This is a genomic window from Acinetobacter sp. UBA6720, assembly GCF_002454215.1.
In the GTDB taxonomy this organism is placed as follows: domain Bacteria; phylum Pseudomonadota; class Gammaproteobacteria; order Pseudomonadales; family Moraxellaceae; genus Acinetobacter.
This window is the reverse complement of record NZ_DKIK01000089.1, coordinates 23,813-35,835: the sequence shown is the minus strand read 5'-3', so window position 1 is coordinate 35,835 and position 12,023 is coordinate 23,813. Positions and strand designations below refer to the sequence as shown.

Sequence of the window (12,023 nt, the reverse complement as noted above, 5' to 3'; positions counted from 1 at the left end):
GTATCGAATTATGAGCTTAGAACTTGAGTCTTTACTGTCTCCTATTTCAAGCGACTATCCTTGTGGACAAGATCTATCTTTTTCCAATGAGTTTCATGCCATTAAAATTGCAAAAACTCAAGATGATCCACTACTCGATCAAGGAGATTGGGTTGCTGAACCCAAACAAGCAGATTGGCATTTTGTACATCAAAAATCTATTGAGCTTTTAACTGAAAAATCAAAAGACATTCGTTTACTGGGCTGGTTACTTGAAGCTTGCTCCCACTTGTATGGATTTGAAGGCATAACCAAAGCACTTGAGCTAATGCATCGGACACTGAGCAACTATTGGACACAGTTACATCCTGAAATGGAAGAAGATGATTTAGATCAACGTTTAGGTTTATTACAAGGTTCAATCAATCAATTGGTTGCCTTGATTAAACGCGTTCCAATCACACATTCTCCTCAGTTTTCACTGGGTGACTACGAAGCGATGCTGAGACAAAAAAATCAGCAATTAAAACAAATCGAAAATTACGAGGAAAATCATACTGTCCAATCTCAGGGGATTGAACAGTTCGAGCACAGTTTATTGAATACATCAAAATCATTTCAATATCAAAACTATCAACACTTTTCAGCACTTCTAGCCGAATGGTCTCAACTCAAAAGTGTGTTAGATCGCCTCATGGGACTCGATGCCCCTAGCTTTGCAGCTATTGATACGCAGCTTGAAAATGTCCATATCAGTTTAAAGAAACTCTATAAAACTGATGTTTTTGTGCAAACACATGCCATCAATACATCGACAGAATCAGCAACACCAGCAATGATAAGTAGCCAAAGACTTTCATTGATGCAACAAGAAGAACAAATCAGCTTAGAGAATACATCACCAATGCCTCAAAATTTTAAGGTGCAACCGCAAAATCACCTCGTAAATCGTGAACAAGCAATGCGTGTATTGCAAGATATCTCAGACTATTTCCAAGCTAATGAACCACATAGTCCCGTAAGTTACATGTTGCAGAAAACTATAAAGTGGAATCAGATGCCACTTCACGAGTGGCTAAATCAAGTCATTAAAAATGAAAATCCACTCCTTAACATCCAAGAACTTTTGGGTGTACAACCACAATCTAATGAATCTAATAACTGGTAATCTTCATGTTTAAAGCAGAAAAAATACTTTGGGGCGAAGGTCTCTTCTTACGTCCTCAACATTTTCAATTGCAAGATGCTTATCATGAGCAACGCTTGAATCATACGATTCGCTCGACCATTCCATTTGCCTATGGCATTCAAAGTGTACAATTTGACGAAGCTCAGTTACAAACGCATATCTTGGCGCTCGAAAGCATTCAGGTGATTTGGCAAGATGGAGAAATTTATCAGGCGCCTATGCGCGATCTATTACCATCGCCCGTTTTATTAGATGAGCTCAACCTGCGTGGCGAAGTTCTAGTCTATTTAGCGCTTCCAATTGTGCAAGCCAACAAGAGGAACTTAACCGGCGAAAATAGTACGCAACTGGGTCGTTATCATTCTTATTTGACTTCGACTCATGACTTATTTACAGATGCCAGCGAAGCCGATATCACATTATTACACCGCCGTGCCGAGTTCAGATTATTAGATGCTAATATTGAGCCTAATCAAGAACTTGATGGATTTTTATATCTAGCCTTAGCAAAGATTAAACGTCAAAGCTCTGGGCAATTTGAGTTTGATCGCCATTTTATTCCCCCAATTTTGCACATTGAGTCATCTGAGAACCTCATTTCAAGTCTAAAACGTACTTTAAATGTCATTAAAGCGAAAATTAAGACCATTCAAAGTAATAATCGTGAAAATGAGCAGAAACTGATTGAGTTCCGCTCTGGTGATATTGTGTCATTTTGGTTGGTCAATGCACTGAATACAGCACATGCAACATTAAATCATTTATTACAATACCCACATATCCACCCAGAACGACTTTATTTTGAGTTATTGCGCTTAACAGGTTCTTTACTCACGTTCTCGACTGCACATGATGTGGAACATTTACCACGTTATCAACATCTTCATTTACAAGAAAGCTTTTCTGAGATTGATATCATTTTACGTGACTTATTGGATACCATTATTTCAAACCGTTACATCAGTATTCTACTGAAAGAAACCCGACCATCTTATTGGTTAGGTCGTTTAGAGTCAGACAAAATTACACGTGATTCAAGGCTGTACTTGGCTGTTTCAAGCAGTATGATGCAAACCCACGAACTGGTTCAATTGGTTCCTTTACGTTTCAAAGTAGGCAATACAATAGACGTTGAACAACGTGTAGTTGCTGCACTTCCAGCCGTACCGTTACAACATTTAGTACAAGTGCCAACAGCGATTCCTGTCCGGTCTGGCGTGAGTTACTTTGAAATCGAACCGAATAATGACTTATACCAACGCATGTTAGATGCCGAGTCGATTTGTATTTATATTCCAGCGGGGTTTCAAGATATTGCTGTTGAATTGATTGTGGTTATGAATGGCCAAGGATAATAATAATGAATAATGCCCCTTCACTTTTTGATGATGGACAAATTGGAACTGGTTTAGTTTCACCACCTATAGCCGCAAAAACTGCCAGTACCTCGAACTTAGTCGATTTATTGCATGATGGTTTTTATATCGTTTTTTTATTAAAAAACCAATATATCCCTAGCAGTGTCACGGAATTTCGTGAAAAAGTTATTGCATTGCTCGATCGCTTTGAAAACCAAGCACGAAAATTACAGTTTTCTGCAGACGATATTCTAGACGCTAAATATGCCTACTGTGCATTATTAGATGAAACCATTGTGACTCAGCAAGATACACAGTTTTTTGAGCTTCAAAATAGCTGGCTCATTAGCCCCCTACAACTGAGTTTATTTGGGTCACAACTTGCAGGTTATCGTTTTTTCGAAATATTAGAGGAACTACGTCGTAAAGGACATGGTCGATTAGGTGCTCTAGAAGTTTATCATTACTGCATGCTGTTGGGTTTTCACGGTAAATATCGTATTGAGTCTATAGAAAATTTAAATCATCTGGTAGCACGTGTGGGGGATGAAATTGACTATTTAAAAGGGAAAAAGGCTGCCTTTTCTCCCTTTGCCTCTCTGCCCGATCAAATTAAACACATGATTCACCGCGAACTACCGTTCTATTGGATTTTACTGTTCTTGGTAATGTTTGCATTGTTAGCCTTTGGTGGCTTGTACTACATGTTGTCTAAGCAAAATACGAGTTCTTTAGCTAAATATGAAAATGTCATTTCAGCACCTACTGAACAAGCATATATCACAATCCATTTGCCCTAAGAACTCAATCCATGACTCGTGAAAAACAAACTTCAGTCAAAATTTTGACATCAGCAAAAAAGAAAAGACCTGCACCCATGCTCTATGCCGTGGGTGGTTTTTGTGTGGGTATCCTCTTAACATCAAGCATTGCTTTTACTTACTTTTTTATACAACAAAAAAATACATCCCTCCAAGTGAACCAAAACCCAGCTGTAGATCAAACAACTGCAATAGACAATGAAATGCCAACGCGCGAACCCGAAGCTATTTTTGAGGCGAGCAAAGTCAATGCTTCAAATCAGCCTCAAGCAACCAGTGATCTAGAGTCATCTAATGAATTTATTCAACCCAAAGATGATGAGCTGAGTAAAGCTTTTCTACGCCGGCCCCAAGCATTAACCACAGCTGTACCAAAGCCGACGACGAATGCAATATCTCAAAACAAGGAGAATAAAAATCAGAATACTTCTCCACGCAGTTCAGACCATTCGCAAAAACAGAGCCCACAAAAAATAACTAGGCCACAGCAATCTTTGGATATACCAGAGGAATCTCCTGTAGGAGATGTACAAACAACGATTACAACACGCGCAGTGGAAACGAAACATGTGGCTCTTACCACCCCATGATCTATGCTCTTTTTTCTACTTTTCTAATTCTAGCATTAGGACTCAGTTTGGCACTGTCCTATGAATTAAGAACAAAGTTTACCGATTTTTTTGTCGGGTTAATTCCTCAAGGAAAAAGAAAGTTTCAGTCTGCTCGTCAGTTTGCGCAACACATCAATAATGCTGCGGCACCTGAGCAATTACAATCCTCTTGGCATATTCAGCAATGGTGGATATTAGTTGCAGGTCTCCTTTTATTTACCAGCATCTTAATGTTTGCATTTACTAGCCCTGTCACGCCTACTAAGATTGAAGCCGATTATTTAAGACAATCAGATCCACAAATTTATGCATTACTCGAGGGACAAATTTTATCGCCACCACCAGAAGTAGAAGAATCATTGGTTGCTGCGGCCATAGTTGAAGCAAGTATGCTTGAGCAAGCGGATCTTAATAATAATTCTATTCAAGCCAGTACTTTGAGTTACGACCCGAGTATTCAGGATGTACATTCTGCCCATTCGTATGACAGTTTAGCAACGGCTGACCGTAAATGGCATAAAATGAACCCGCGCTATAAGCAGCGTCTACTAATGGTATTTAAAATCATGCATGATCAACATGGTTATGAGCTGGTACTGCTTGAGGGCTATCGTAGTCCACAACGCCAAAATTCCCTAGCCACTAATAAAAATACAACGCTCGCTCGTGGTTATCAAAGTTACCACCAATTTGGCTTGGCAGCGGATGTCGCATTTAAGCGAGATGGAAAAGTCGTTATTTCTGAACGAGACCCATGGGCGATGCGTGGCTATCAGCTCTATGGCGAAGTTGCAGAATCTGTCGGTTTAACTTGGGGCGGACGTTGGACGTCAATCCAAGATTATGGACATACCGAGTATCGAATGCCTGGTTTAAAAAAAACCGCTGAGATGGCTGAAAAGTTGACCTCCGAGGGGCAACTTTTAGCAGCAAATTTAAATTAGTCAGTTGCAATCATGATCCAAATATTGGTTCATGATTTCTAAGACTTCTGAAGTCTTTTCTGCGTGCAACCAATGCCCAGCATCTGCAACCGTTTGAATCTGCGCTTGAGAAAATTGGGATTGAATCGCATCCATATATTCGGACTTTTCTACATAAGGTGACTTTCCACCACGAATAAATAATGCAGGTTTTTGCCATGTTTTTATATTTTCCCATGAAAGAATTTGAGCATAATTCTGATACAGGGCATCTACATTAAACAACCATTTTCCTTTGCTAAAAGACTTTAGTAAAAATTGAATTACCATCTCTTCTTTGAGATATTCACGCATAATTTCAATGGCCTGCTGGCGATTTTCAATATCAGCTTTTTGCACTGAAAATAATGCTTTGAAAATCTGCTCATGATGATTTTCTTTATACGCAATAGGCGTAATATCCAGCACCACAAGTTGCTCTAACCGATTCCCTGCCACTGCTGTCACTTTCATGACCAATTTTCCACCCATAGAATGGCCGATTAAAGAAAAGTGTTCAATATTAAGCTCATCCAAAGTGTCAATCAGATCAGCAGCCATCAATTCATAAGTTATAGCATCTGAATGTGCAGATAAACCATGATTACGAACATCGACTTGTAATACATGATGACTCGCATAATAGTGTCGAGCGAGCATTCCTAAATTACTTAAGCTGCCGAATAAACCATGAACGAATACCAGTGTTTTTGCTGTTTGTTGTTCATTTTGATGAAATTGATAATTGAGAATCATATAAAACTTACTGTATTTGATTTCTATAGATATTGAATTTTTAATGTGAATAAATCAAATGACATTTTGATTTTTATTCAAATCTGCTTAGGCTATTTTGAATGTAAATTTGCTTAGGCTAAATTTAAAATATCATATATATGTATTGTGTCTAATATCCGCTTAAATTTTTGAGTCAAATTTCGGTTTTAAAAATAATTCAGCGGAATTTTTAAGTAAGAAACACCATTTTCTTCAGGTTTAGGAAATTTTCCTGCAAACATATTGATTTGAATGGCTGGCAAGATCAATTTTGGCATACTTAAAGTTGCATCACGGCGATTGCGCATTTCGATAAAATTAACTTTCTGTGTTTCGGTATTAATATGAATATTTTCATGTTTTTGTACAGAAACGGACGTTTCATATTGATAATGATCCCGGCCCTCTGGCAAATAGTCATGGCATAAGAACATCCGCATTTGATCTGGCAATGTGTACAAAGTTCTCACTGAGTCAAATAACGTTGCTGCACTTCCCTTAGGAAAGTCGCAACGTGCTGTGCCGTAGTCAGGCATAAACAAGGTATCCCCTACGAAAACAGCATCGCCAATGACATAGCTTAAACACGCTGGTGTATGGCCAGGGGTTGGAAGGTTATATGCTTTTATGTTGCCTATCAAAAATGTCTCATGATCTGCAAAAAGGTAATCAAATGACTGCGTAGCATTTAAACTCTTAATATCTAAGTGATAAATCTCACCAAAAGTTTGTTGTACGATCTCAATCTTATGGCTAATAGCAGTTTTTCCACCTAGTCTTTGCTTTAAGTACTGTGCAGAACTTAAATGGTCCGCATGCACATGTGTTTCTAAAATCCAGTCTACGCTTAGGCTATTTTCTTGAATATAACTAATGATTAAATCAGCCTGCTCTGTATTAGTCTTTGCCGATGCTGCATCATAATCCAGCACACTATCAATCACGGCGCAGCGCTGAGTTTCTGGATCACTCACCACATAACTAAAGGTGTTAGTTGCAGAGTCAAAAAAGGCTTTGACTTGAGCTGTTTGCATCATGATATTTACTCCATCACTTTACGGTGTAGCAACACGCCGATGAACATCGCAATTACAAAATAGATCGCTTGATAATACCCCAACCCAATCAAAGTGAAACTCGGTGCAGGACAAATTCCTGCAATTCCCCAACCTATACCAAATAGCAGACTGCCGAGGATCAATTTTCGGTCGACTTTGGTATTTTTAGGAAGTTGTATGACTTCACCATAAAAGGTTTGTGGATGTGACTGACGTACAGCGTTCTGAAAAGGAATAAATGCAACTGCAATTGCACCCATCATCACAAAAGCTAGGCTGGCATCCCACTGCCCGAAAATATCTAAAAAAACAATCACCTTTGCAGGATTCGACATTCCTGAAAGCATGAGACCGATTGAAAATAATCCGCCCCAAATGAATGCCCAAACATTTCTCATTTTAGATTGCTCCAAGCATATGTCGAACGATATACACAGTGATAAAGCCTGCGAACATAAAACTAATCGTAGCGATGATTGAACGTTTGGATAAGCGACTAATACCGCAAATACCATGCCCACTGGTACAACCCGAGCCTAAACGAGTGCCAAAACCTACCAATACGCCCGCAATAATTAACATGAAAGGTGTCGCTTCCATATGAATATCAGGTTGAACAAAAGCTGCGTATATAAACGGAATCATAAACAGACCCAATAAGAACCACAGTGCAGGCGTATTTATAATCCCCTTTAAGTTTAAAACTTGAGAGACCAGACCACTAATTCCCGCAATTCGTCCATTGGTATATAAATATCCAACGGCGGAGATGCCGAGTAATATTCCACCTAGAAAAGACCACGCAAAATCGTGCATTGACAATCACCTATATAATATATATTTTTATAATATATAAAATATAGAAATAATCAAGCGTACTTTGTCTCTAATCATGCTATGCCTACATATAACAGCTGTTTACAGGAGCATCCATCTACCTTGGGATAACTCAATGAAGTCTGCTAGTCCATTATCCAAATTTTTAACACTTCAGCTGACAACTTAAACCATTTCTTTTACATAGTTATTCTTCACAATAGCGTAAAAATCTTGAATATATCCCCGAGAGATTTTCTATTCGACCTTTTTTTAGATTAGAAATACTTAACTTATCTCGTTTTATTTCATTATAGTTTTCATTTAAAAAAACTGAATAGAGTTATGGGTACATTTCTACATCATGATCATTATTTTAGGTTTATGAAACACATTTACGACGTTTGAATATATTTTTATGTAGGTAGATATATGAAAAGTGATGAAATAACAAGCTATTTTTTAAGCAGTTTATTGGAATTCTGATAACACGCGTTCTGCAAACCATCTTGGCAGCTTAGACACGGCGGCATTCATTTTTAAGGTTTCGGCTGCTTCTATTTCTGCAAGAAAAGACGCTTGTATACCGTCAGAAGAGTTATCAAACAAGTAGGCTCGATCGCAGCATTCTACGGCTTGCATGAGCAGATCCATACTGCGGTAGTAACGTTCAATAATTTTCTGTTCAGGAACTGGGTGTCCGCCTACACTGACGCGATACTTGACCCGAGCAATATTGATTTGTGGATCTACTGTTGAAACATAATACAGATAGGTTTTGTAACCCTGACGTTTCGCTTCCCGGAGAAACTCAACTTTAGAGATATGCGACATTACCGTCTCAAAAGTAAAACTGACTTTTAAGCGCAGAAACTCAAACCGAATATAATCAATAATGCGTGCACAGAGATAAGAGTCGATTTCATTAGTTTTAAACTCGATCTTCCATTCATCTAGCACAATTGGTTCATGCGCAAGTAAAGTCACAAACTGTCCCGCTTGAGGACGTTTCTTACTTTTTAAAAAGGTGACCAACTCTGATGCTTTTAAGGAAGGATGATAATGCAATAAATCAAGGCGTTGGCTTTGTCTTAAATTTTGTTCGAGTTCATCTGCATTTAAATATGCCCCAATATGTTGGGGCAAGAGGTAATCTTTAACAGTGCTTTTACCAGAACCATTCGGCCCTGCAAACATTCTTATTCTAGGTTGTCGAGGTGGCATATCAATCTATACAGTTGCGCGTTTCTTTTTACGTGTCAGTGTCGGTAAAACGCCTACATCGACATAAGCACTACTTAAGTCCTGTAAAACAGTTTCATTACCGTGAATATCACGCTCAACCAATTGCTCAGCTTTTGCATAAACCACAGATGAACGCGTAGTTGCCTTTAAAAAAGCATCATGAAAAGCATGAATAGCAAGTTTAGGAATCATATCATCCTCATATTTGCCTGCTTTAATGTCGGTATAAGCTGCCATACACCAACTCCTACTCAAACGATGGTTGATTTTATTTATCTTAACACAATCGGGCACATTGTCTATTTATACAGCACACTGAAACAATAAATTAGATCTTAATATCTACGCTAATTCCGTGTTGTCTTATTGAGTTACTTTACTTTTGACTCGTTTCGTATCTTCAAGCTTTAAAGCTTTAGCCGTTGGGCAAAAAGCACTTTCATTCATTCCGCTATCAGTTAAGCTTTTCTCTTGCTGTTCAAGATAACGGTTGGCCACCATCAACATTACAGGTGCTGTACTTAACTCAATATTGGCCTTGGACAGCGCAGCAATTTGATGATAAGCATCCATACGCTGACAAAATGCAGTTTTCATCTCTGTTGCAGTTGCTTGGTTATTTTTTGAATCTAGAACAGTTTTAGTCGAATTCACCGTTGCGGTATATTCAGCCATTTTCTGGTCATATTGCGCCTGAGTCAGTTTTATTGTTTCTGCATAACTCTGGGTTGATAGAAGCGATAATAAAAATAACGAAAAACTAAGCAACGTCCATGTCTGTTGTTTCATATCTTAAGACTCATCGCCTTCTTTCCAAACGTCTTCATAGTCATCACCATCAATCATAAAACGGTAACCTTCACTTAGAGCCAAGTACGGAAGTACATCTGGCAAAATATCTTGTAACTCTCGTACAGTCATGGTTGTAAAAAAGTCTTGCCCTTCACCCAATTCACCACCATAAATAAACCAAGCAACATTCTCCTCAGTTTCAGGCTTTTTACGTAAACCAACAATGGGTTCTTGATTTAAAGTATGCACAGCGACAGCTACGACATCATCACCTTTTACTTCAACATAAGCAGAGTCAAATTCTTCACAAAGTAGTTTTTGTTCTGCAATCAATTCGTTCAGTGCAGATTGTTGTGACTTTTGTGCCATGCGATGCAGCCCCTTTTGAGCATCAGTCTATCAATAGCACATTTTAAAACATATTTATGCCAAAGGCTTTGCTTATTTACTGGGTTAAATGAAAAACTCATGATTGAAACAGGCTTAAAATGAAAATATGCAGATAAAACCCATCTCAAAGCTTGGCATCTATTTTGCTTAATAGTATTACGTTTTATTAAAAAAGTAATATTGGGGCTAGGAAAATATGGGTTACATCACACGAGAACTCAGTCCTAAAAGCAAATTTTTGCTCAGCTTAGGATCATTTTTAATACCAATGCTCATTTGGTGTGCAGTAAGTTATTTACCATTTATCTGGCATCCGCAAGTACAAATTACAGATTCTGGTAGTGTGCCGTTTTTACAAGAAGGAAGCCGTGTTGATAAAGCTGTGTTTTATCATGAAGCACAAAATGCAGTTGATCATGACTTAGCCGTTCCTCAAGGTAAACTGGTTAACCCAATCTACTTACCAGCCCCACATGAGGTGGTGAAAGCTTTAGTGACATCTTTTACAACGGCTCCAGCACAGGCTGATGCGCCATGGTTACATCAAAGTCTCTGGCATAGTGTCAAAATCGTATTCACTGCATTTTTTATTTCATCAATTATTGGGGTTCCACTTGGAATTCTTTGTGGCTTCTCAAGCACTATCTCAAAACTTGCTGAACCCTTTGTTGAGTTTTTCCGTTATCTACCAGCCCCTGCATTTGGTGCATTAGCCGTAGCAATTCTCGGCATAAATGATGCACCGAAAATTGCCATTATTGTGATTGGGACACTGTTTCAACAAATTCTAATTATTGCCAATACCACTCGGATGGTTGATCAGGGACTGATCGAAGCGGGTTATACACTCGGAACAAATAAAATGAAAAGCCTGTTTCACGTCATTATCCCTGCAGCATTACCTGATATTTATCAAAATCAACGTGTACTACTCGGCTGGGCTTGGACCTATTTGATCGTTTCTGAGTTAATTGGCGCAACATCTGGCATTACCTGGTTTATCACCCAACAAGCTCGCTATCAACACTTCGACAACGTTTTTGCAGCTATTTTGATTATTGGTGTGATTGGATTGCTCTGCGATGTGATTTTAATGAAGCTAGGACAACATCTTTTTAAATGGAAAGTAGGAGCAAAATAATGGGAACTACAGAATTTAATGCTCGTGAGTATTTTAATCAAATTTATCAACGCCCTGTCATCTTAGAAGCCAAACAACTAAGCCAAATCTTTCAGCATGGTAAAAGCTCGCGCACAATTTTAAATCAATTAGATCTGAAAATTCATAAGCGTGAATTGATCTGTGTGATTGGTCCATCAGGCTGTGGGAAATCAACCTTTAGCCGAGTTGTGGCAGGTTTAGATCCTTATAGCAGTGGTGAACTGCTAGTAGATGGGCAACCTATTTCAGGTCCAAGCCCTGAGCGCGGCATGGTGTTTCAAGGCTACACTTTATTCCCATGGAAAACAGTAAAGGAAAATGTCATGTTTGGGCCACTGATGAAAGGTGCAAGTCAGGCATCGGCTGAAGCGGCTGCACGGGAATGGATTAATATTATTGGCTTAGAAAAATATGAAAACCAATATCCACATCAACTATCTGGTGGTATGAAACAACGTGTCGCTATTGCCCGCGCATTAGTCAATGAACCCAAGATTCTGCTGATGGATGAACCATTTGGCGCGCTTGACCCGCATACTCGTCAAAAAATGCAGAGGCATCTGCTAGATCTATGGCAAAACATTGATATCACTATCATCTTTGTGACACATGACATGGATGAGGCTATTTTGTTGGCCGATCGTATTGTTGCCTTAAAAGCAAATCCTGGGGAAATTAAAGAAATTATTGAGGTCAATTTACCTCGACCGCGACATCAAGATTTAATGCAAACAACTGAGTTTAAAGAACTACGCAAACATGTAGATCGACTTGTCCATGCTGATGAAGATGAGCTTGACCCTGCTTTGGCTGAGTTACCTGTCATCCCACGTATGACGAAAGTTAGTCATGTGAAGTAAGGA

15 protein-coding genes are annotated in these 12,023 nt (G+C 38.8%); 7 read left to right on the top strand and 8 right to left on the bottom strand.

What is annotated here, in order from left to right:
* Positions 1-10: 10 nt before the first annotated feature.
* The 5 genes from tssA to B4F08_RS07920 are packed head-to-tail and all read left to right on the top strand — an operon-like array spanning position 11 to position 4,902.
* Positions 11-1,147 (top strand): type VI secretion system protein TssA, encoded by a 1,137-nt coding sequence (gene tssA / locus B4F08_RS07940; RefSeq protein WP_291374054.1) that lies wholly within the window; start codon positions 11-13, stop codon positions 1,145-1,147.
* Between the two features lie 5 nt (positions 1,148-1,152).
* Complete coding sequence (gene tssK / locus B4F08_RS07935; protein ID WP_291374053.1) at positions 1,153-2,523, top strand: type VI secretion system baseplate subunit TssK; 1,371 nt, start codon at positions 1,153-1,155, stop codon at positions 2,521-2,523.
* Positions 2,524-2,528: 5 nt separating this feature from the next.
* Positions 2,529-3,326 carry a type IVB secretion system protein IcmH/DotU gene (gene icmH / locus B4F08_RS07930; RefSeq protein WP_119064010.1) on the top strand — a complete coding sequence of 266 codons (798 nt, stop codon included), beginning with the start codon at positions 2,529-2,531 and terminating at the stop codon, positions 3,324-3,326.
* Positions 3,327-3,337: 11 nt separating this feature from the next.
* On the top strand, positions 3,338-3,937 hold the full coding sequence (locus tag B4F08_RS07925) for a hypothetical protein (RefSeq protein ID WP_291374052.1): 600 nt from the start codon (positions 3,338-3,340) through the stop codon (positions 3,935-3,937).
* Positions 3,934-4,902 (top strand): M15 family metallopeptidase, encoded by a 969-nt coding sequence (locus B4F08_RS07920; protein WP_086210624.1) that lies wholly within the window; start codon positions 3,934-3,936, stop codon positions 4,900-4,902. Before B4F08_RS07925 ends, B4F08_RS07920 begins: the two co-directional genes overlap by 4 nt.
* Here B4F08_RS07920 and B4F08_RS07915 read toward each other — a convergent pair whose 3' ends face one another.
* From B4F08_RS07915 to B4F08_RS07880, 8 genes are all read right to left on the bottom strand, one after another.
* Positions 4,903-5,676 carry an alpha/beta fold hydrolase gene (locus B4F08_RS07915; RefSeq protein ID WP_291374051.1) on the bottom strand — a complete coding sequence of 258 codons (774 nt, stop codon included), beginning with the start codon at positions 5,674-5,676 and terminating at the stop codon, positions 4,903-4,905.
* Positions 5,677-5,864: 188 nt separating this feature from the next.
* A complete protein-coding gene (locus tag B4F08_RS07910; protein WP_291374050.1) occupies positions 5,865-6,734 on the bottom strand; it encodes an MBL fold metallo-hydrolase in 870 nt (289 codons plus the stop codon).
* A 5-nt stretch (positions 6,735-6,739) separates the two neighbouring features.
* Complete coding sequence (locus B4F08_RS07905) at positions 6,740-7,153, bottom strand: DUF6691 family protein (protein ID WP_291374049.1); 414 nt, start codon at positions 7,151-7,153, stop codon at positions 6,740-6,742.
* 1 nt (position 7,154) lies between these two features.
* Complete coding sequence (locus B4F08_RS07900; protein WP_291374048.1) at positions 7,155-7,571, bottom strand: YeeE/YedE family protein; 417 nt, start codon at positions 7,569-7,571, stop codon at positions 7,155-7,157.
* Between the two features lie 471 nt (positions 7,572-8,042).
* A complete protein-coding gene (locus tag B4F08_RS07895) occupies positions 8,043-8,768 on the bottom strand; it encodes a zeta toxin (protein ID WP_291374124.1) in 726 nt (241 codons plus the stop codon).
* A gap of 33 nt (positions 8,769-8,801) precedes the next feature.
* Complete coding sequence (locus B4F08_RS07890; protein WP_119064019.1) at positions 8,802-9,053, bottom strand: hypothetical protein; 252 nt, start codon at positions 9,051-9,053, stop codon at positions 8,802-8,804.
* Positions 9,054-9,179: 126 nt separating this feature from the next.
* Positions 9,180-9,605, bottom strand: a complete 426-nt coding sequence (locus B4F08_RS07885) for a hypothetical protein (protein ID WP_291374047.1) — start codon at positions 9,603-9,605, stop codon at positions 9,180-9,182.
* Positions 9,606-9,608: 3 nt separating this feature from the next.
* Entirely contained in the window at positions 9,609-9,977 is a 369-nt protein-coding gene (locus tag B4F08_RS07880; RefSeq protein WP_004693046.1) for an immunity protein Imm33 domain-containing protein, read from the bottom strand.
* Positions 9,978-10,194: 217 nt separating this feature from the next.
* Between B4F08_RS07880 and B4F08_RS07875 the strand changes: the two genes are divergently transcribed.
* Positions 10,195-11,139 carry an ABC transporter permease gene (locus B4F08_RS07875; protein ID WP_119064021.1) on the top strand — a complete coding sequence of 315 codons (945 nt, stop codon included), beginning with the start codon at positions 10,195-10,197 and terminating at the stop codon, positions 11,137-11,139.
* Complete coding sequence (locus tag B4F08_RS07870; protein ID WP_110975494.1) at positions 11,139-12,020, top strand: ABC transporter ATP-binding protein; 882 nt, start codon at positions 11,139-11,141, stop codon at positions 12,018-12,020. Before B4F08_RS07875 ends, B4F08_RS07870 begins: the two co-directional genes overlap by 1 nt.
* Positions 12,021-12,023: the final 3 nt, after the last annotated feature.